This is a genomic window from Pseudomonas sp. GW822-FHT03F04 (assembly GCF_058801405.1).
This window is the reverse complement of sequence record NZ_JBXANF010000004.1, coordinates 347,186-366,289: the sequence shown is the minus strand read 5'-3', so window position 1 is coordinate 366,289 and position 19,104 is coordinate 347,186. Positions and strand designations below refer to the sequence as shown.

The 19,104-nt window shown below is 60.5% G+C and carries 20 protein-coding genes; 9 read left to right on the top strand and 11 right to left on the bottom strand.

Translation table 11 applies throughout. The features are described 5' to 3' along the window. Positions 1-24 precede the first annotated feature (24 nt). Entirely contained in the window at positions 25-933 is a 909-nt protein-coding gene (locus AC1RMX_RS11415) for a DMT family transporter (protein WP_493071906.1), read from the top strand. Between the two features lie 57 nt (positions 934-990). Here AC1RMX_RS11415 and AC1RMX_RS11410 read toward each other — a convergent pair whose 3' ends face one another. Further along, complete coding sequence (locus tag AC1RMX_RS11410) at positions 991-1,854, bottom strand: DMT family transporter (RefSeq protein WP_493071904.1); 864 nt, start codon at positions 1,852-1,854, stop codon at positions 991-993. A gap of 448 nt (positions 1,855-2,302) precedes the next feature. Here AC1RMX_RS11410 and AC1RMX_RS11405 point away from each other — a divergent pair, with 448 nt between their 5' ends. Then, positions 2,303-2,848: a hypothetical protein gene (locus AC1RMX_RS11405; RefSeq protein WP_493072060.1), complete on the top strand. Its 546-nt coding sequence runs from the start codon at positions 2,303-2,305 to the stop codon at positions 2,846-2,848. Positions 2,849-3,099: 251 nt separating this feature from the next. Here the strand turns inward: AC1RMX_RS11405 and AC1RMX_RS11400 are convergent, their stop codons facing one another. Together AC1RMX_RS11400 and cysK are read right to left on the bottom strand one after the other, a co-directional pair. Continuing rightward, the gene (locus AC1RMX_RS11400; RefSeq protein ID WP_096819371.1) at positions 3,100-4,038 is read right to left on the bottom strand and encodes an aspartyl/asparaginyl beta-hydroxylase domain-containing protein; all 939 of its coding nucleotides are present in this window, start codon (positions 4,036-4,038) and stop codon (positions 3,100-3,102) included. Between the two features lie 187 nt (positions 4,039-4,225). Beyond that, complete coding sequence (gene cysK, locus AC1RMX_RS11395) at positions 4,226-5,200, bottom strand: cysteine synthase A (protein WP_493071902.1); 975 nt, start codon at positions 5,198-5,200, stop codon at positions 4,226-4,228. A gap of 128 nt (positions 5,201-5,328) precedes the next feature. Between cysK and AC1RMX_RS11390 the strand changes: the two genes are divergently transcribed. The 3 genes from AC1RMX_RS11390 (at position 5,329) to AC1RMX_RS11380 (ending at position 8,584) form a co-directional block, all read left to right on the top strand. Further along, positions 5,329-6,405, top strand: coding sequence for a DUF748 domain-containing protein (locus tag AC1RMX_RS11390; protein ID WP_493071900.1), 1,077 nt, complete (start codon positions 5,329-5,331; stop codon positions 6,403-6,405). A gap of 142 nt (positions 6,406-6,547) precedes the next feature. Continuing rightward, entirely contained in the window at positions 6,548-7,393 is an 846-nt protein-coding gene (locus AC1RMX_RS11385; RefSeq protein WP_007911294.1) for an AAA family ATPase, read from the top strand. A 12-nt stretch (positions 7,394-7,405) separates the two neighbouring features. Continuing rightward, positions 7,406-8,584, top strand: a complete 1,179-nt coding sequence (locus tag AC1RMX_RS11380) for a vWA domain-containing protein (RefSeq protein WP_007956512.1) — start codon at positions 7,406-7,408, stop codon at positions 8,582-8,584. A 37-nt stretch (positions 8,585-8,621) separates the two neighbouring features. Here the strand turns inward: AC1RMX_RS11380 and AC1RMX_RS11375 are convergent, their stop codons facing one another. From AC1RMX_RS11375 to AC1RMX_RS11360, 4 genes are all read right to left on the bottom strand, one after another. Continuing rightward, a complete protein-coding gene (locus tag AC1RMX_RS11375) occupies positions 8,622-9,536 on the bottom strand; it encodes a 5-oxoprolinase subunit C family protein (RefSeq protein ID WP_493071897.1) in 915 nt (304 codons plus the stop codon). Continuing rightward, complete coding sequence (gene pxpB / locus AC1RMX_RS11370) at positions 9,533-10,237, bottom strand: 5-oxoprolinase subunit PxpB (RefSeq protein ID WP_493071895.1); 705 nt, start codon at positions 10,235-10,237, stop codon at positions 9,533-9,535. Before pxpB ends, AC1RMX_RS11375 begins: the two co-directional genes overlap by 4 nt. Beyond that, positions 10,234-10,986 (bottom strand): 5-oxoprolinase subunit PxpA, encoded by a 753-nt coding sequence (locus AC1RMX_RS11365; RefSeq protein ID WP_493071893.1) that lies wholly within the window; start codon positions 10,984-10,986, stop codon positions 10,234-10,236. Before AC1RMX_RS11365 ends, pxpB begins: the two co-directional genes overlap by 4 nt. Positions 10,987-11,047: 61 nt before the next feature. Continuing rightward, a complete protein-coding gene (locus tag AC1RMX_RS11360; RefSeq protein ID WP_096819377.1) occupies positions 11,048-12,334 on the bottom strand; it encodes an MFS transporter in 1,287 nt (428 codons plus the stop codon). Positions 12,335-12,478: 144 nt separating this feature from the next. Here AC1RMX_RS11360 and AC1RMX_RS11355 point away from each other — a divergent pair, with 144 nt between their 5' ends. Continuing rightward, positions 12,479-13,390 (top strand): LysR family transcriptional regulator, encoded by a 912-nt coding sequence (locus AC1RMX_RS11355; RefSeq protein WP_493071891.1) that lies wholly within the window; start codon positions 12,479-12,481, stop codon positions 13,388-13,390. A 34-nt stretch (positions 13,391-13,424) separates the two neighbouring features. Here AC1RMX_RS11355 and AC1RMX_RS11350 read toward each other — a convergent pair whose 3' ends face one another. From AC1RMX_RS11350 to AC1RMX_RS11340, 3 genes are read right to left on the bottom strand one after another with little or no spacing between them, the layout of a single operon-like run. Then, positions 13,425-13,967 (bottom strand): DUF2937 family protein, encoded by a 543-nt coding sequence (locus AC1RMX_RS11350; protein WP_493071889.1) that lies wholly within the window; start codon positions 13,965-13,967, stop codon positions 13,425-13,427. Positions 13,968-13,981: 14 nt separating this feature from the next. Then, a complete protein-coding gene (locus tag AC1RMX_RS11345) occupies positions 13,982-14,758 on the bottom strand; it encodes a class II glutamine amidotransferase (protein WP_003222625.1) in 777 nt (258 codons plus the stop codon). A 16-nt stretch (positions 14,759-14,774) separates the two neighbouring features. Then, positions 14,775-15,275 carry an MFS transporter gene (locus tag AC1RMX_RS11340; RefSeq protein WP_493071887.1) on the bottom strand — a complete coding sequence of 167 codons (501 nt, stop codon included), beginning with the start codon at positions 15,273-15,275 and terminating at the stop codon, positions 14,775-14,777. A gap of 99 nt (positions 15,276-15,374) precedes the next feature. Between AC1RMX_RS11340 and AC1RMX_RS11335 the strand changes: the two genes are divergently transcribed. Both AC1RMX_RS11335 and AC1RMX_RS11330 read left to right on the top strand, forming a co-directional pair. Then, positions 15,375-17,429 (top strand): S9 family peptidase, encoded by a 2,055-nt coding sequence (locus tag AC1RMX_RS11335; protein ID WP_493071885.1) that lies wholly within the window; start codon positions 15,375-15,377, stop codon positions 17,427-17,429. Positions 17,430-17,537: 108 nt separating this feature from the next. Then, positions 17,538-18,011, top strand: coding sequence for a cyclic nucleotide-binding domain-containing protein (locus AC1RMX_RS11330; RefSeq protein WP_096819382.1), 474 nt, complete (start codon positions 17,538-17,540; stop codon positions 18,009-18,011). Here the strand turns inward: AC1RMX_RS11330 and AC1RMX_RS11325 are convergent. After that, positions 18,008-18,292 (bottom strand): hypothetical protein, encoded by a 285-nt coding sequence (locus AC1RMX_RS11325; protein ID WP_096819383.1) that lies wholly within the window; start codon positions 18,290-18,292, stop codon positions 18,008-18,010. The genes AC1RMX_RS11330 and AC1RMX_RS11325 overlap by 4 nt on opposite strands. Before the next feature lie 79 nt (positions 18,293-18,371). On the opposite strand from AC1RMX_RS11325, the gene AC1RMX_RS11320 reads away from it, so the two are divergent. After that, positions 18,372-19,058, top strand: coding sequence for a spermine/spermidine synthase domain-containing protein (locus tag AC1RMX_RS11320; RefSeq protein WP_493071883.1), 687 nt, complete (start codon positions 18,372-18,374; stop codon positions 19,056-19,058). Positions 19,059-19,104: the final 46 nt, after the last annotated feature.

The window sequence follows — 19,104 nt, the reverse complement described above, 5'->3', positions numbered from 1 at the left end:
TCCCCATCAAGGAAGGAGTTGCCCGTGAGCCCTGTCGATATTTTCCGCATGTTGTCGCTGGCCGCGATCTGGGGTGCGAGCTTCCTGTTCATGCGCATCATCGCCCCTGTAGTCGGCACCGTTCCGACCGGTTTTTTCCGGGTCTCGATCGCGGCGGTCGGTTTGCTGGTGATCCTCGGCCTGATGCGCATCAGCTGGGACTTCAAAGGCAAACTCAAGACCGTGATGCTACTGGGTGTGATCAACTCCGGCGTTCCGGCCACCCTGTATTCCGTCGCCGCCCAGGTGCTGCCGGCCGGGTATTCCGCAATCTTCAATGCCACCACACCGCTGATGGGCGTGTTGATCGGCGGGCTGTTCTTCAGTGAAAGACTCACAGTGGCCAAACTGGCCGGGGTTTTCCTTGGCCTGCTTGGTGTGGGCGTGCTGACCCGCGCCGGCCCGGTCGCGTTCGACCTGCCGCTGTTGATGGGCGCTGTTGCCTGCCTGCTCGCAACAACTTGCTACGGCTTCGCCGGGTTCCTCGCCCGGCGCTGGCTGGATCAGGCCGGCGGGCTCGACAGCCGTCTTTCGGCGCTGGGCAGCATGCTCGGTGCGACGTTGTTTCTGCTGCCATTGTTCGGCTACAGCGTCATCACTCAGCCGCCGGTGAGCTGGGGTGGCTGGAATGTCTGGCTGTCACTGCTGGGCCTGGGTCTGGGCTGCACCGCATTTGCCTACATCATCTACTTCCGCCTGCTGAGCTCCATCGGGCCGGTGAAATCGATGACGGTGACCTTCATGATCCCGCCGTTTGGCGTGCTGTGGGGCGCGTTGTTTCTCGATGAACCGCTGTCGATGGCCCACGTGTATGGCGGGGTATTGATCGCGATTGCGCTGTGGCTGGTGTTGAAGCCGGCGGCGGTGAAACCGGTAGAAGTCGCGACTCGCTGATCGGCAGATGTAAAAAGGCCCGGGAGTTTCCTCCCGGGCCTTTTTCATGCGCGTTTCTTATGCCGGTTTACGGAACACAAAGACCAGACCGACGATGATCAACAGCATCCCCAACACGCTCAACGCCGCCAGGCGATTGCCGAAGATCAGGTAATCCATCACCGCCGTCACCGCTGGCACCAGATAGAACAGACTGGTGACATTCACCAGATTGCCCCGGGCGATCAGTCGGTACAGCAGCAAGGTCGCCAGCACCGACACCACCAGTCCCATCCACAACACCGGCACGATGAAGCCGGCGCTGTGCTCGAAGTGAAAAGGCTGGAACGGCACGAAGATCCCGCACAACAACAGCCCCGCCAGATACTGCACCGGCAGCGTGCCGAGAGGATTGTCGGTGATGCGCTTCTGCATGATCGAGCCGAACGTCATGCTAGCCAGTGCCAGCAGACCGAACAGCATTCCCGCCAAAGACATCCCGGCCAGACCAATGCCCTGGTAGACCACCATGATCAGACCGGCCAGTCCCAGCGCCAGACCGAAAATGCGGCTCGCCGAGCGCTGACGCTCCATGATCACCACCGTGAGAATCGGTTGCACACCCATGATGGTGGCCATCACGCCGGGGGTGACCTTCAGGTCCAGTGCCAGCAGATAGAAGATCTGGTAAGCCCCCAACAACACCACTCCGGTGGCCATCGCATACAGCATCGGCCTGCCACCCTTGGGCAGTTTCAGCTTGAGCAACGGCACCAGCAGCACCAGCCCGCACAGGGCAATCACAAAACGGATCAGCAGAAAGGCAAAGGGCGAGGCGTGGGCCAGCCCCCACTTGGAGAAGATCGCCCCGCTGCTCCACAGCAGAACGAACAGGCTCGTGGACGCCGCCGCGAGCGCGGACTTTTTCGAAAGGACAAACATGAATACCACCTGTAGTCAGGCAAATAGCCAACTCAGCCGAAGCTGAAATTCAGTAGGTTTTTTCAGGCAGGCACAGGGGTCAGCAGAAAACGCTGATCAGCCCGAAACGCCAACGCCCGGCGGTGATACGACTGCGCACACCGGCGTGCTACTGACAGGTGGGGGGTAATGACTGATCTGCACAGGCTGCTGATTCCCGCACGGCACGACGCCAGCGTTGACCGCTGAATCGGCTACCGCGTTGATGAGGGATGCAGGCATTGGGCTGATCTTTTTTAAAGGGTTGAAAGGTGAGCCGTAGAACTCACAAGCGCCGACTATAACCAGCCTGCGACATGGATTGCAATGAGTTGGACAAAGGGCCAGTAGCGACAGGCTGAGGGTCGGCGCATAGGCTCGTTTGCAATTGCAACGACCATTGATGGGGATATGGAATGCGCGAGATCACATGCCAAGGGAACGGAATCATCTGCGATATCAGTTGTACAAGTCGCAGGCCAGAAAACTTGCCCGCGCTGCCACTACTCAACTCCAGATTGATCTGGAGATGGCTGGCCCCACAACTCTTGACCTATCGAAAGTACGTTTCGAACCTATCGACTCGTTGGCGCTGAGCGCTTTTGAATGTTGGGAGAGCCCGCACTTTTCATGGGTAGACGTCATTGGATGGAAAGCACGCGAACCTCTCGCTCTCGACATCGCAATCTGGTTTGAATCTGAACTGTGCGGACTTTGCTTTGCCAACCCGAATAAAAGTCGACGACGCATTCGAATCGTACGACTGGAGGGGCGGCCAAGAGAAACTCATCCATTGAAAAACCGCGTTGCACCGTTATCCGTTCTGGCTATTGAGCAGTACGCCCGCATCATTGGCAGCAGTTTGATCGAGGTTCAAGAGCCATTCCAGGGAGCAGTGCCAATTTACGAACAGCTCGGCTTCGGTCTGGATAACGATGGTCGTCCTGTCAAAACAGTAGGGAGCCTAGTATTGTGAAAAACGCTCAAATATTGATCAACCACGGTGGGAACATGCGCAAAGAAATAAAAAAGTCCCCCAGAAAGAAAAAACCGCATGCAATGAAGGGTGAAGCTGATCCGACGGTACTGACAGCCAGTCAACGGCGGCTCCTACAGATCATTGCAACGGGTACCGCTATCGATGAACCAAGCTTACTCGCTGGCCGTCCCTGATTCAGAAAACAAAAAACCGCTCAAGTGAGCGGTTTTTCATTTCTGCATTCAGCCTCAACCAAACAGCCAATACCCCAGCAACGTCAACACCACCACCGCCAGCACCGGCCGCATTACGCGGTAGGCCTTTGGATTGCGGCGTTTCCACTGTTTGACCACACCGCTGAACCGGTCGCTGAAGTTCTTGGTCCAGGCATAGGCCTGGTTAATCCCGCCGACGCGTTCGTCGTCGAGGTTCTGCGGTGCGGTGGCGCGACCCAGCCAGGCGCTGATGAAGCGGTTGATGCGGGTCATCAGGCGATTGCTCAGCGGACGCTCGATGTCGCAGAACAGGATGACGCGGGTCTTTTCGGTTTCGTTCTTGACCCAGTGCACGTAGGTCTCGTCGAACATCACATCTTCACCGTCGCGCCAGGCGTAGACCTGACCGTCGACGAAGATCCGGCAATCGTCGGAGTTGGGCGTCGACAGACCGAGGTGATAGCGCAGGGAACCGGCGAACGGATCGCGGTGCGGATTCAAATGGCTGCCGCCCGGCAACAGCGCGAACATCGCACCCTTGACGTTGGGGATGGCACTGACCAGTGCTACGGTTTTCGGGCACAGGGTTTCGGCCGATGGCAGCGGTTTGTCGTACCACTTGAGGTAGAAACGCTTCCAGCCCTTCTTGAAGAACGAGCCGAAACCGGCGTCGTTGTTCTTCTCGGCGGCGCGGATGTAGCCCTCGTCGAACAGGTGCATCGCTTCGTCGCGGATGGTTTCCCAGTTGTCGCGCAGCACGTCCAGTTCCGGGAATTTGCTGCGATCCAGATAGGGCTTGGACGGCACGCCGGAGAACAGGTACATCAACGCGTTGTACGGAGCGAACAGCGCCGAATGGTTGACGAACTGACGCAGCACCGGCAAACGCGCCTTGCCGCGCAAATGCACGTAGAGGATGCTGCCCACAAACAGCAGCAACACCGACACCTTGGCGGCTAACGAAAAGGTCATCAACAACTCCTTGAAAAAAGACAACGCCACGCAATGTCATTTACCCGACATGGCGGCCGGCCATGATAAACACTACCGGCTCCGGGAAAAACCCGCCCGACCCAAGATTCAGTGTTAAGAATTGCGCAACAAAGCATTAATTAACATAACGGTCCTGAACCCTGGCTGACCTGAATCAACGGGACGCTTACTGCTGGTTTTCCTGATCGGTGAACAGATCGCTGAACAGCATGCTCGACAGATAACGCTCACCGGAGTCCGGCAGCACCACCACAATGGTCTTGCCCTGCATTTCCGGGGTTTCCGCCAGGCGCACTGCAACGGCCATCGCAGCACCGCAGGAAATGCCGCACAAGATCCCTTCCTCCTGCATCAGGCGCAACGCCATGACCTTGGACTCTTCATCGGTCACGCGCTCGACCCGGTCGACCATCGACAGATCCAGGTTCTTTGGTACGAAACCGGCGCCAATGCCCTGAATCTTGTGCGGGCTCGGCTTGATCTCTTCGCCGGCCAGCGCCTGGGTGATCACGGGCGAAGACACCGGCTCCACCGCCACCGACAGAATCGGTTTGCCCGCCGTATTCTTGATATACCGCGACACACCGGTGATGGTTCCGCCGGTGCCGACGCCCGCCACCAGTACATCGATCGCACCGTCGGTGTCGTTCCAGATTTCCGGACCGGTGGTTTTTTCGTGGATGGCCGGGTTGGCCGGGTTGTCGAACTGGGACGGCATGAAGTATTTGCCCGCGTCGCTGGCGACGATCTCGTTGGCCTTTTCGATTGCGCCTTTCATGCCTTTGGCAGGCTCGGTCAGCACCAGCTCGGCACCCAGCGCCTTGAGCACCTTGCGCCGCTCGATGCTCATCGAGGCCGGCATGGTCAGCATCAATTTGTAACCGCGAGCGGCCGCCACAAAGGCCAGGCCGATGCCGGTATTGCCCGAGGTCGGCTCGACGATGGTCATGCCCGGCTTGAGTTTGCCGCTGCTTTCGGCGTCCCAGATCATGTTCGCGCCGATCCGGCACTTCACCGAATAGCCCGGGTTGCGACCTTCGATCTTGGCCAGGATGGTCACGCCACGAGGCGCAATGCGGTTGATCTGCACCAGCGGCGTATTGCCGATGGAATGGGCGTTGTCAGCAAAAATGCGGCTCATGGCTGGGTCCTTATGCAGCGTTGAATTCAGCTCTCCAAGGTAAGCCTGTTGCTCCTGCCAGTCCAGTCGGGTCGAACGTCTGCTACAGGCGGCAGTCCATCGCTTAACACCGTTCGGGAATTGCCGCCATGAAGCGTCGCTACCGCTGGCCGTTGTGGATCCTCGCCACTGTCGTTGTGCTACTGATCGCCCTGCACATCGCCCTGCCCTTTCTCGTGCGCGACTATCTGAATGACAAGCTGGCCAACATGGGCGACTACCGTGGGCAGGTCACCGATGTGGACCTGGCCCTGTGGCGCGGTGCGTACAAGATCAACGGACTGAAGATCGTCAAGGTCGACGGCAAGGTGCCGGTGCCCTTCGTCAATGCACCGTTGATCGATCTGTCCGTCAGTTGGCATTCGCTGTGGTACGACCACGCGGTAGTAGCGCAGGTGAAGTTCTTCAGACCCGAAATCAATTTCGTCGATGGCGGTGCCAACAAACAGAACTCCCAGACCGGTAAAGGCACCGACTGGCGCGCGCAGTTGGGCAAGCTGCTGCCGATCACCCTCGACGAAGTGCAGATCAATGATGGTCGCATCAGTTTCCGCAACTTCAACTCCAAACCGCCCGTGAACATGAACGCTACGAACGTCGAAGCGAGCATTTACAACCTGACCAACGTCGTCGACACCCAGGGCAAGCGTGATGCCCGCTTCGAAGGCAAGGCCCTGCTGCTGGGCCAGGCGCCACTGGAAACCTCCGCCACCTTCGACCCGCTGAGCAACTTCGAAGACTTCGAGTTCCGCCTGCGTGCCCGCGACCTCGAACTCAAGCGCATGAACGACTTTGCCTCGGCCTATGGCAAGTTCGACTTCAACGCCGGCCACGGCGACGTGGTCATCGAGGCCCAGGCCAAAAAAGCCCAGCTGACGGGCTACATCAAGCCGTTGCTGCGCGACGTTGAAGTGTTCAACTGGCAACAGGATGTGGAAAACAAGAACAAAAGCATTTTCAGATCAGTCTGGGAGGCACTGGTCGGCGGTACTGAAACCGTGCTGAAAAACCAGGCCGAAAACCAGTTCGCGACCAAAGTTGAACTCAGCGGCAGCGTCCATCAGCAAGATATCAGCGCGTTCGAAGCGTTTTTGCAGATTTTGCGCAATGGATTCATCCAGGCATTCAATGCCCGGTATGAGCGTCCGAAGCCGGATGCGGGTTGAGTCAACATGTGACGCCCCATTCAGAGACTGAATAAGCCGTCTGCGTTCACAGTCGACCGGGCCGCGCGTTATAGTCGGGCATTCGATTATTTCGCCCCCGCCCTGCCCGTTCAGGTCGGCGTTACCGTTCGAGGATTAGCAGATGAAGTTCGAAGGCACCCAGGCCTACGTCGCCACCGATGACCTGAAGCTGGCGGTCAACGCCGCCATCACCCTGGAGCGGCCGCTGCTGGTCAAGGGCGAGCCGGGCACCGGCAAGACCATGCTCGCCGAGCAACTGGCCGAATCGTTCGGCGCCAAGCTGATCACCTGGCACATCAAGTCCACCACCAAGGCCCATCAGGGCCTGTACGAGTACGATGCGGTCAGCCGTCTGCGCGACTCGCAACTGGGCAATGAAAAAGTCCACGACGTGCGCAACTACCTGAAGAAGGGCAAGCTCTGGGAGGCGTTCGAGTCTGAAGAACGCGTGATTCTGCTGATCGACGAAATCGACAAGGCCGACATCGAGTTCCCCAACGATCTGTTGCAAGAACTCGACAAGATGGAGTTCTACGTTTACGAGATCGACGAGACCATCAAGGCCAAGAAGCGTCCGATCATCATCATTACCTCCAACAACGAGAAAGAGCTGCCGGACGCTTTCCTGCGCCGCTGCTTCTTCCATTACATCGCGTTCCCCGACCGCACCACCCTGCAGAAAATCGTCGATGTTCACTACCCGGACATCAAGAAGGACCTGGTCAGCGAAGCGCTGGACGTGTTCTTCGACGTGCGCAAGGTGCCGGGCCTGAAGAAGAAGCCATCGACCTCGGAACTGGTGGACTGGCTGAAATTGCTGATGGCCGACAACATCGGCGAAGCGGTGCTGCGCGAGCGCGATCCGACCAAAGCCATCCCGCCGCTGGCCGGCGCGCTGGTGAAGAACGAACAGGACGTGCAACTGCTTGAGCGCCTGGCGTTCATGAGCCGTCGCGGCACCCGCTAAGAGGCTGACGCCATGTTGCTCAACCTGTTCAATGAAATGCGTGCAGCCAAGGTGCCGGTGTCGGTGCGCGAGCTGCTCGACCTGATCAACGCGCTGAAACAGCGCGTGACGTTCGCCGACATGGACGAGTTTTACTACTTGTCCCGGGCGATTCTGGTGAAGGACGAACGGCATTTCGACAAGTTCGACCGTGCGTTCGGCGCCTACTTCAACGGCCTGGAAAAACTCGACGACCACTTGCAGGCGCTGATTCCCGAAGACTGGCTGCGCAAGGAGTTCGAGCGTTCGCTGACCGACGAGGAACGCGCACAGATCCAATCCCTCGGCGGCCTGGACAAGCTGATCGAAGAGTTCAAGAAACGCCTGGAAGAACAGAAGGAACGCCACGCCGGCGGCAACAAATGGATCGGCACTGGCGGCACCAGCCCGTTCGGCTCCGGCGGTTTCAACCCGGAAGGCATCCGGGTCGGCGATGCCGGCAAGCGCCAGGGCAAAGCGGTGAAAGTCTGGGATCAGCGCGAGTACAAGAATCTCGACGACTCCGTGGAACTGGGCACCCGCAACATCAAGGTCGCCCTGCGCCGCCTGCGCAAATTCGCTCGTCAGGGCGCGGCGGAAGAGCTGGATATCGACGGCACCATCGACCACACCGCCAAGGACGCCGGCCTGCTGAACATCCAGATGCGCCCGGAGCGGCGCAACACGGTGAAACTGTTGCTGCTGTTCGACATCGGCGGTTCGATGGACGCCCACGTGAAGATCTGCGAGGAACTGTTCTCGGCCTGCAAGACCGAGTTCAAGCATCTGGAGTACTTCTACTTCCACAACTTCATTTATGAATCGGTGTGGAAGAACAACATGCGCCGCACCTCCGAGCGCACCTCGACCCAGGACCTGCTGCACAAGTACGGTGCTGACTACAAAGTGATCTTCATCGGTGACGCCGCCATGGCGCCTTATGAAATCACCCAGGCCGGCGGCAGCGTCGAGCACTGGAACGAAGAGCCGGGTTACGTGTGGATGCAGCGCTTCATGGAAAAGTACAAGAAGCTCATCTGGATCAACCCATACCCGAAAGATACGTGGGGCTACACCTCATCGACCAATATCGTGCGGGATCTGATCGAGGATCAGATGTATCCGCTGACGTTGCGCGGGCTGGAAGAAGGGATGCGGTTTCTGTCCAAGTAATCCGGGATCACTCCCCCGCCAGCGGCGGGGGAAACGATCAAAAACGCTTCAGATACTCGACATGCTCCCGGTGTGCGACGTCCTGCACCACCGGGCGCAACCTGACCTTCGCCCCCGGCAGACACTGCGCCAGGCGTGCCAGCGCCAACGGCGTCAACGCTCCCAATCGCGGATACCCGCCAATGGTCTGCCGATCATTGAGCAACACGATCGGCTGCCCGTCCGGCGGCACCTGCACCGCGCCCAGCGGAATGCCCTCGGAAATCATTGGCTGGCCCTGATACTGCAACGCCGTCCCCAACAGACGAATGCCCATGCGATCGGCACGGCTGTCCAGCGTCCAGGCACTGTTGAATGCATCGAACAGGCTCTGCCCGCTGAACTGACCGATCTGCGCGCCAAGCACCAGATCGAGCGGCGCGTCGAGGCGCAGATCCGGCCGATGCTGTGCCGAAACCTCACGCACCAACAGTGTTTCGCCCTGATAACTCAGCGAAGCACCCTTGGCCAGCGGCAAGCCAAAACCATCGAGGCCGCCGAGCTCTTCGCGCACCACCGTGGCACTGCTGCCCAACACTTTCGGCGCAGTGAAACCACCGGGCGCCGCCAGATAGGCCCGAGCCCCCAACAACGGCTGGGGGAACTTCAAGGTCTGCCCTTTGCGCAGTTTGAAACTGCGCCACGGCGCCAACGTTTCACCGTCAATCCGCGCGCCCAGATCGGCACCGGCCAACGCCAGCAGACAGTCCTCCTCAGCCACCACCGCAAACCCGCCGAGGGTGATTTCGATCACCGGCAAATCCAGGCCATTACCCAGCAGCCAGTTGGCCCAGGCCATCGACCGCCAGTCCGCCGCGCCGCCCTGGGTCACGCCCAGATGCCGCACGCCGAATCGTCCGGCGTCCTGCAACAGACACAGCGGTGTGCTCGCTTCAATTGTCAGTCGGCTCATGCCAGTGCCTCCAGAGGCGTGTCGTCACCGCCGAGACGGATGAATTCGGCGTGGCTCACTACTTCGAAACGCACGGTATCGCCGGGCTGCATCAGGCTGTAGCCCTCGCGTTCACGGTCGAACAGTTTTGCCGGCGTGCGACCGATCAGGTTCCAGCCGCCGGGAGACACCACCGGATACGCCGCTGTCTGCCGCTCGGCGATGCCGACGCTGCCGGCGGCGACTTTCTTGCGCGGCGTATTCAGACGCGGTGCTGCCAGCACTTCTTCCACCAGCCCCATGAAGGCAAACCCCGGTGCAAAACCCAGGGCGAACACCTGATATTCACGCGCACTGTGACGGCGGATCACTTCTTCCACCGACAAACCACTGCGCTGCGACAGCAGGCTCAGTTCCGGGCCGACACTCAAGTCGTACCACACCGGCAGCACGTGACACTGGCCGCCGGTTCGCGCATTGGGCGAAAGGTCGACCAAGGCTTCGGCAATCAAATCCCGAGCCTGACTCGGATTCAATTCGGTCAGATCGTAATGCACCATCAATGTGGTGTACGACGGCACCAGATCGATCAGATGCTCGCCGAACACCGCGCGCAGCCGCTCGCTGGCGGCGAGCATCCACGGCATGTTGGCTTCGGCGATTTCATCGAACAGGCGCAGCATCAGGCAATCCAGTGCCACCACTTCCACCCGCGGATTCATGGCGCGCTCTGCTCGTTCAAGGCCTGAAGAATGCGTTGCACGGCCGCAACCGAACTGGCGTTGTCGCCGTGTACGCACAAGGTGTTGGCTTGCAGGTGCAGCGCGCTGCCGTCGCTAGCGGTGAGGCTGTCGCCCCGGGCGATGGTCAGTGCTTGCCCGATGATGGTTTCGGCGTCGTGATGCACCGCCCCCGGCAGTTGCCGCGAGACCAGTCGGCCGGCGCTGTCGTAGGCGCGGTCAGCGAAGGCTTCGAACCACAGGGTTACACCGTATTCGTCGCCAAACTGTTGCGCCGCGGTGTTGTCGCGGGTTGCCATCAGCATCAGCGGCAACGTCCGGTCGTAAGCCGCGACGGCCTGAATCACCGCCCGCAACTGCGCCGGATTGGCCATCATGTCGTTGTACATTGCGCCGTGGGGTTTGACGTAACTGACTTTGCCACCCTGGGCACGGCAAATGCCGTCGAGGGCGCCGATCTGGTAATGCAGGATGTCTTGCAGTTCCTGGGCGGTGTACGCCATGGAACGCCGGCCGAAACCCACCAGATCCTGATAGGCCGGATGCGCGCCGATCTGCACGCCGTGGCTCAGGGCCAGGCTGACGGTCTTGCGCATGATGCTCGGGTCGCCGGCGTGGAAACCGCAGGCAATGTTGGCGCAATCGATGAAGGGCATGACCTCCGCGTCCAGACCCATGGTCCAGTTGCCGAAGCTCTCGCCGATGTCACAGTTCAATAGCAGGCGGCTCACGGTGAACACTCCTGTAGCTGTTATCTTTTTATGCTGTAGGACAGTTGTCGCAGGTTATCAGTTACTGCGCGTCCAGTTGCTTGCCACGGGTTTCCGGCAGGCTCAATGCCGCAAGAATCACCACGCCGTAGGACACTGCCGCAAAGGCACCGATGCCTACACTCAGCGGCACCTTCTGGCTGAGCAGCCCGATCAGCAGCGGGAACAATGCCGCCAGCGCCCGGCCGATGTTGTAGCAAAAGCCCTGCCCCGAACCGCGAATCCGCGTAGGGAACAGCTCGGTGAGAAACGCGCCCATGCCGCTGAAAATCCCCGAGGCGAAGAAGCCCAGCGGGAAACCCAGCCACAGCATCACGCCATTGCTGACCGGCAACTGGGTGTAGAGCAGAACGATGGTGAACGAGCCGACCGCGAACAGGATGAAGTTCTTCTTGCGCCCCAGCAGATCGGTCAAATAAGCGCTGATCACGTAACCGACGTAGGAACCGACGATCACCATCGCCAGATAACCGCCAGTGCCGAGTACGCTCAAGCCGCGTTCGTTCTTCAGAAAAGTCGGCAGCCAGGAGGTGATCGCGTAGTAACCGCCAAGGGCACCAGTAGTCAGCAACGAAGCACGGATCGTGGTGAAGAGCATGCCGGGAGCGAAGATCTCGTAAAACTTCGACGGGCTTTCCGGAGTTTGCCTGGCCTTGGCTTCGCGGTAGATCTCCGGATCTTTCACCAGACGGCGGACGAAAATCACGAACACCGCCGGCACGATGCCGAGGATGAACAATGCGCGCCAGGCATCTTCCGGCGGCAGCACCGAGAACAGCAGCGCATACAGAATGGCCGTCAGGCCCCAGCCCAACGCCCAGCCGGATTGCACCATGCCCACTGCCTTGCCGCGATCCTTGGCCCGAATCACTTCACCGATCAGCACTGCGCCGGCGGTCCATTCGCCGCCGAAACCGAAGCCCATCAGGGTGCGGGCGATCAGCAATTGCTCGTAGTTCTGGGCGAAGCCGCAGAGGAAGGTGAAGAAGGCGAACCACAACACCGTCAGTTGCAGGGTGCGCACGCGGCCGATGCGGTCGGAGAGAATCCCCGCTACCCAGCCGCCGATGGCCGAGGCGATCAACGTGCTGGTGTGAATCAACCCGGCCTGACCCGTGGTGATGCCCCACATCGCAATCAGGGTCGGCACCACGAAGCTGAGCATCTGGGTGTCCATGCCGTCCAGACCGTAGCCGATCTTGCAACTCCAGAAGGTGCGACGCTCCTGCTGATTGATGTTGCGATACCAGTCGAACGGTCCGGGACGGGCCGTGGCCTTTGACAAAGGGAGGGTGTCGGGAGCACTCATGGCAAATCTCCGCAATTATTATTGGTCTTGTTCGTAGCCCCGACGACGCCTATCGTGGGACCGGATGCGTCGATTTTTGGGTGCGTCACCCGGTCGCGTCCAACGAATAAAAACCCGCCCAAGACATAAGAAAAATTTGTTGCCATGAACCTGAAGTTTCTCGAGACCTTTGTCTGGGTCGCCCGGCTGAAGAGTTTTCGCCTGACCGCTGACAAGCTGTTCACCACCCAGGCTTCGATCTCCAGCCGGATCGCGGTGCTCGAGGGCGAGCTTGGGGTGAAGCTGTTTCTGCGCGACTCACGCGGCGTCAGCCTGACCCCCGAAGGCCTGAAAGTGCTGGAATACGCCGAGCAGATGCTCGACACGATGCAGGCGCTGAAGCAGTCGATCGAAACCCGATCGAGCAAGGTCGGCCGGGTACGCATCGGGGTGATGGACACGGTGATTCACACCTGGCTCAGCCCGCTGGTGGCGCAGATGACCGATCTGTATCCACGGGTGGAAATCGAGCTGGTGGCGGATACGTCGCTGAATCTCTGCGATCAGCTGCAAAAAGGCTTTCTCGATCTGATCCTGCAAACCGATCTGGTACGCCATGAAAGCGTGCGCAGCCTGGAACTGGCCAGTCACCCCATCGGCTGGATCGTCGCCAGCAATTCGATCTACAACCGCAACTACCAAAGCCTCGCCGACTTGGCGCAGGAACGGATCATCACCTACTCGAAAAACTCCCGGCCACATCAGGACATTCTGGCGCTGATGCAGGCCCAGGGCGTGCTGGCGCCACGGTTGAACTGTGTGAATTCGGTGTCGGCGATCACCCGGTTGTTGCGTGATGGCTTCGGTATTGGCGCACTGCCTCCGGTGCTGGTGGCCGAGGAACTGGCGCGAGGCGAACTGACCCTGCTCGACATCGATCAACGGCCACCCGATCTACAAGTGGTAGTGTCGTGGCGGGTCGGTGTGGAATGGGTCGAAGAGATTGTGACGTTGTGTCAGCAGGTGCTGGAGGGGTATACGCGCAAGGTCGGCACGGATTACATCGTTCTGAGTTGATCGTTCCCACGGCGTGGGAACGATGCATCGAAGCTTACAGCCCGCGCACATCCCGGTCTTCGATCGGCCGGCTCTGGCGCAGGCGCTTGCCGCCCAGCACCACCCAGTCGATCAGACGGAACAGGCATTCGAGGCCGAACGACAGCAACAACGCGCCACTCATGCCCCAGATCATCGCCTCAGGCGTCAGCAGAATCTGATAGCTGTAGCCGTTCCAGGTCTCCTTGCGGATGTCCGGATCAGCGGCCAGCGCCACTTGCAGCACACGGATGTACCACGGGCCCTGCATGGCCTGGAACTGCTTATCCAGTGCGGTCTGACGCGCGAGCAAAATGCTCAGGCTGTCGGCATCGGTGCGAAACACAGGGTCTTCACTGGCGCGATAATGAGCGACCAGCGCCTGAATATCACCTTTGAAAAACTGCTCGGCAGTGCCCTGGAAGCCGCGCAGACCGGTCTGCGCCTCGATCAGATGCGCTTCGACCCGTTTGGCGTAGTCATTGATGAATCCCGGCACCTGGACACCGATCAACAGGCCCGCCGCAAACAACACCAGCCGTAGATAACTGAGCAACATCGGGGAGAGATCCTTTATTCGGTCGTGCCTTGGCTGACGCATTCGCCGCGTCGCCACAGGCTCCATTGGCCCGGTTCGTAGCGGGTCCAGGTTTCATTTTCAGTCAAGGGTTCGGTGGCAATCACCGTGACCACGTCGTTGGGCGTGGTTTCGGCCTGGAAGTCGACAATCACATCGACGTCCTTGAGCCGCGCCGGGCCGAACGGTGCGCGACGGGTGATCTGCGCAAGCTTGGTCGAGCAATAGCAGAACAGCCAGTCGCCGTCGCTGAGCAGGCAATTGAACACGCCTTTGCTGCGGTATTCGGCGCAAGCGGCGACCAGATCCGGCAGCAGCACTTCTATATCGACCGGTTCCGGAAACGCTGCACGTACACGGTTGAGCAAATCGCAGAACGCCGCTTCGCTGTCGGTATCGCCGACCGGGCGGTAGAAACTCTTGATCGGGGTGAAATCGGCGAGCTGGCCATTGTGCGCGAAGCACCAGTTGCGCCCCCACAGTTCGCGGACGAACGGGTGAGTGTTGGACAGGCAGACCTTGCCGACGTTGGCCTGGCGGATATGGCCGATGACCACTTCGCTCTTGATCGGATAACGCTGCACCAGATTGGCGACTTCCGACTCGCAGCTGGCCGCCGGGTCCTGGAACAACCGCAGCCCGCGACCTTCATAGAACGCGATGCCCCAACCGTCACGGTGCGGGCCGGTACGACCGCCGCGCTGCATCAGCCCGGTGAAGCTGAACACGATGTCGGTCGGCACGTTGGCGCTCATGCCCAATAGTTCACACATGTGCGGACTCTCGTGATTACAGACGCGGCTCGACGCGCATGCGCTGCGGATTGTTCGGCAGCGGTGGACGGCCATAACGATCATCGCCGGCGGCGCCGAACGGTTGATCGCCGTCACGTTCGTCGTCGGCACGGACGGCAGCGCGGGCGGCCTCGGCCTGTTCCTTGCGAGCCTTCGAAGCGCGTTCGATCGGGAAGCGGATCAGCACGAAAATCAGGTACAGGCCGAACGCGATCATGGCGTACATGAGCAATTCGGAAATCGCACGAAAGGCGTTGTTGCCCACCTTGAACGCCAGATCCAGCGCCGTGATGGCGATGGACGGGGCGAATTTTTCCTTCACCGGGTCGATGATGGTCGGGCTGAACAGCAGCACCGCCATCAGCACACGCAGCGGCTCGCGCAGCCAGCGCCACATCCAGCGGGTCATGCGCATCCACACCAACAGGCAGCCCACGGCGGCAAAAGCGTAGAGGCCCCAGGCGATCAGATAGTCGTTCTCGGTCATGGTGTCCATGGCAAGGCAGGCAAAGAGGCGCTTATAGTAACGACTTTTCGCACATCAGGCTTCCCCGCCGTCCGTGCGGTCCTCATTTGTCATGTTCGAGAGCCCTCCATGCCCGTATCCGCCAACGTCACCAGCGCCCCGATTGCCCGCAAGGATGCCGGTCACGACCCGTATGCCTGGCTGCAGGAACGCGACACCGACGCGGTGCTCGACTACCTCAAGGCCGAAAACGACTACCAGCAGGCGCAGACCGCCGATCAGGCCGGACTGCGCGAAACCCTGTTCGAAGAGATCAAGGGCCGGATTCTCGAAACCGACCTGTCCCTGCCGTCGCCATGGGGCCCTTATCTGTATTACACGCGCACCACTGCGGGTGACGAATACCCCCGCCACTACCGCTGCCCGCGTCCGGCCGACGACAGCCTGACCCTCGACGAAAGCCGCGAACAGTTGCTGCTTGACCCGAACGCCTTGGCCAATGGCGGCTTTTTCTCCCTCGGCGCGTTCAGCATCAGCCCGGATCACCAGCGTCTGGCCTACAGCGTCGATGCCTCGGGCGACGAGATTTACACGCTGTTCGTGAAGGAACTGTCCAGCGAGCGTGTCAGTGAACTGGAATTCCAGGACTGCGACGGCAGCATGACCTGGGCCAACGACAGCCTGACGTTGTTCTTCGGCGAGCTCGACGACACCCATCGTCCGCACAAACTGTTCCGCTACCGCCTCGACGGCACTGCCGCCGAAGAGGTGTTCCATGAGCCGGACGGGCGTTTCTTCCTGCATTGCTACCGCGCCAGCTCCGAGCAGCAATTGCTGCTGTCCCTGGGCAGCAAGACCACCAGCGAAGTCTGGGCGCTGGACGCCAATCAGCCGCACCTGCCCTTCGCTTGCCTGGCGCCTCGGGTCGAGGATCACGAATACGACGTCGACCACGGCAAACTCGACGGCGAATGGACCTGGTTCATCCGCACCAACCGCGACGGCATCAACTTCGCCCTGTATCAGGCGCCGGACACCGGCATCGCGCCGAGCGAAGCCGACTGGCAGAACCTGATTCCCCACAGCGATTCGGTGATGCTCGATGGCGTGACCCTCAACGCCGAAGCCCTGACCCTGAGCCTGCGCGAAGGCGGTTTGCCGATCATCGAAGTTCGCCCACACGGTCTGGCGCCTTATCGCGTGCAATTGCCGGACGCGGCCTACAGCCTCTATGTGCAAAACAGCCTGGAATTCGAAAGCGACCGTATCCGCCTGCGCTACGAGGCGTTGAATCGTCCGGCTCAGGTTCGGCAACTGATCCTCGCCAACGGCGCGCAGGAGGTGCTCAAGGAAACCCCGGTACTCGGTCCGTTCGACGCCGACGCCTACGTCAGCCAACGCCTGTGGGCCAGCGCACCGGACGGCACGCTGGTACCGATCAGCCTGGTGATGAAGCGGGAAATGGTCGGCAAACCGGTGCCGCTGTACCTGTACGGTTACGGTGCCTACGGTTCGAGCCTCGACCCTTGGTTCTCCCATGCACGCCTGAGTCTGCTGGATCGTGGCATGGCGTTCGCCATCGCCCACGTGCGCGGCGGCGGTGAACTGGGCGAAGCCTGGTATCGCGCCGGCAAGCAGGAACACAAGCACAACACCTTCAGCGACTTCATTGCCTGCGCCGAGTTCCTGATCCTCAACGGCATCACCACCGCGCAGCAACTGGCAATCAGCGGCGGCAGCGCCGGCGGTTTGCTGATCGGTGCGGTGCTCAATCAGCGTCCGGAGCTGTTCGGCGTGGCGATTGCCGAAGTGCCGTTCGTCGATGTGCTCAACACCATGCTCGATCCGGATCTGCCACTGACCGTCACCGAATACGACGAGTGGGGCAACCCCGAAGAGCCGGACGTCTACGAGCGGATCAAGGCCTACGCGCCGTACGAAAACGTTACCGCGCAGGCTTATCCCGCCACCCTGGTGATCGCCGGCTACAACGACAGCCGCGTGCAGTACTGGGAAGCGGCCAAGTGGGTGGCGAAATTGCGCGCGACCAAGACCGACGACAATCCGTTGCTGCTCAAGACTGAACTGGGCGCCGGCCACGGCGGCATGAGCGGGCGTTATCAGGGATTACGTGACGTAGCCCTCGAATATGCATTTGTTTTCAAGGTTCTGGGTATCGCCTGAGGAACTCCGCCGGTCAGTCAGGTCTTAATTCCCGACGCCGGGCGCCGATAATCAACTCGGCGCCCGCTCGCGAGCCTGCAAACCGACACAACAAAAAGACCGCACGACATGTCAGAACCAACCCTGCTGAACAACGAAATCCGCGACTGGCTGATGGACTGCGGCCTGTTCGATCAATTGCAACTGGCGGATTTCGCCGCCGCATCGGGCTACTTCAGCATCAGCACCGTGGCTGAAGGCGAAGCGATCTTTCGCGAAGGCGACGCCGGCAGTTTCATGTGCATCATCCACACCGGCCAGGTGGCCGTGCAGAAAACCGGCAGCGACGGCCAGGTCGTGACCATGGCCACCCTGCGCAGCGGTCGCGCATTCGGCGAAATGGCGGTGCTGGATGGCGAACGCCGCTCAGCGACTTGCGTGGCGGCGAGCAACTGTCAGTTGCTCAACCTCGGCAAGGATTCACTGGAAAAAATGCTCAACGACGCGCCGAAAATCGCCGCCAAGATCATCCGCGCCCTCGCCGTCTCCCTGTCCAAACGCCTGCGCATGGCCGACGGCCAACTGGCGGCGCAACAGATCTAGCCGCCGGGGGATTTGCTCTTGCCGTCGTTCTGTTCGAGGCCCGGCAATGGCTGATCCTTGGACGGCGGGCTGGGCATCTCGATCGGCACCAGCGGTGGCCCGCCACTGCCGGAACCAGTCTTGGGAATCGGTACCGGGCTGATCTGCGGATACGGGGTTGGCGTCGCGGTGCCGGGCGAACCCGGTTGCGGCGTCGGGCTGACGGGAATCGTCTGTTGGGCCTGCACTGCAGTTATCGAGAGCGCGGCCAGGGTAATGACCGTTAGAATGGTGCGCTTCATCAAGGGCTCCGTTGGCCTGAAGTCTGCGTTCAGGCTACTCCCAACGCGCCTGCTTGCCTTCCCCTCTTTAGAGATTTCCATGAAACGTTTCGTTCTGCTCGACACCACGCCGATCCCTGACAACGGCGGAGCCCTGTGCCTGTTCGAGTATGGCGAGGACTTTGTCATCAAGATCCAGGGCGGCGACGGCGGGCAATTGATGAACACCCGCATGCACGGTTCCGAAGACGCACTGGCCGAGATCCCGTGCCGCAAGGTTGCCGGCCGACCGAACTCGCGCGTGCTGATCGGCGGCCTGGGCATGGGCTTCACCCTCGCCTCGGCGCTCAAACATCTGGGCAAGACCGCCGAAGTGGTGGTCGCCGAACTGGTGCCTGGTGTAGTCGAGTGGAACCGTGGCCCGCTCGGTGAAAAGTCCGGGCGCCCGCTGCTCGACCCACGCACCGTGATCCGTCAGGAAGACGTGGCCAAGGTCCTGCAAAGCGAGCCGAACGGTTTCGACGCGATCATGCTCGACGTCGACAACGGTCCCGAAGGCCTGACCCAGAAGGCCAACAGCTGGCTGTATTCCGCCGCTGGCCTGGCCGCTTGCGCCAAGGCGATGCGGCCCAAAGGCGTGCTGGCGGTGTGGTCGGCCAGCGCCGACCGGCAGTTTTCCGACAAATTGAAGAAGGCCGGTTTCAAGGCCGAGGAAGTGCAGGTCTTCGCCCACGGCAACAAGGGCACCCGCCACACGATCTGGATTGCCGAGAAGCTCAAGGGCTGAGCTAAACTTGCGTCATAACCGTCATTTAGTCTTTCTACAAAGGTGA

Bases quoted from the DNA above. Each gene is read 5' to 3' on its own strand.
- AC1RMX_RS11400 (WP_096819371.1), bottom strand. From the start codon at position 4,038: ATGACCTTTTCGTTAGCCGCCAAGGTGTCGGTGTTGCTGCTGTTTGTG.
- AC1RMX_RS11360 (WP_096819377.1), bottom strand. From the start codon at position 12,334: ATGAGTGCTCCCGACACCCTCCCTTTGTCAAAGGCCACGGCCCGTCCC.
- AC1RMX_RS11380 (WP_007956512.1), top strand. From the start codon at position 7,406: ATGTTGCTCAACCTGTTCAATGAAATGCGTGCAGCCAAGGTGCCGGTG.
- cysK (WP_493071902.1), bottom strand. From the start codon at position 5,200: ATGAGCCGCATTTTTGCTGACAACGCCCATTCCATCGGCAATACGCCG.
- AC1RMX_RS11390 (WP_493071900.1), top strand. From the start codon at position 5,329: ATGAAGCGTCGCTACCGCTGGCCGTTGTGGATCCTCGCCACTGTCGTT.
- AC1RMX_RS11410 (WP_493071904.1), bottom strand. From the start codon at position 1,854: ATGTTTGTCCTTTCGAAAAAGTCCGCGCTCGCGGCGGCGTCCACGAGC.
- AC1RMX_RS11325 (WP_096819383.1), bottom strand. From the start codon at position 18,292: ATGAAGCGCACCATTCTAACGGTCATTACCCTGGCCGCGCTCTCGATA.
- AC1RMX_RS11345 (WP_003222625.1), bottom strand. From the start codon at position 14,758: ATGTGTGAACTATTGGGCATGAGCGCCAACGTGCCGACCGACATCGTG.
- AC1RMX_RS11405 (WP_493072060.1), top strand. From the start codon at position 2,303: ATGCCAAGGGAACGGAATCATCTGCGATATCAGTTGTACAAGTCGCAG.
- AC1RMX_RS11340 (WP_493071887.1), bottom strand. From the start codon at position 15,275: ATGGACACCATGACCGAGAACGACTATCTGATCGCCTGGGGCCTCTAC.
- AC1RMX_RS11350 (WP_493071889.1), bottom strand. From the start codon at position 13,967: ATGTTGCTCAGTTATCTACGGCTGGTGTTGTTTGCGGCGGGCCTGTTG.
- AC1RMX_RS11355 (WP_493071891.1), top strand. From the start codon at position 12,479: ATGAACCTGAAGTTTCTCGAGACCTTTGTCTGGGTCGCCCGGCTGAAG.
- pxpB (WP_493071895.1), bottom strand. From the start codon at position 10,237: ATGAATCCGCGGGTGGAAGTGGTGGCACTGGATTGCCTGATGCTGCGC.
- AC1RMX_RS11335 (WP_493071885.1), top strand. From the start codon at position 15,375: ATGCCCGTATCCGCCAACGTCACCAGCGCCCCGATTGCCCGCAAGGAT.
- AC1RMX_RS11375 (WP_493071897.1), bottom strand. From the start codon at position 9,536: ATGAGCCGACTGACAATTGAAGCGAGCACACCGCTGTGTCTGTTGCAG.
- AC1RMX_RS11330 (WP_096819382.1), top strand. From the start codon at position 17,538: ATGTCAGAACCAACCCTGCTGAACAACGAAATCCGCGACTGGCTGATG.
- AC1RMX_RS11385 (WP_007911294.1), top strand. From the start codon at position 6,548: ATGAAGTTCGAAGGCACCCAGGCCTACGTCGCCACCGATGACCTGAAG.
- AC1RMX_RS11320 (WP_493071883.1), top strand. From the start codon at position 18,372: ATGAAACGTTTCGTTCTGCTCGACACCACGCCGATCCCTGACAACGGC.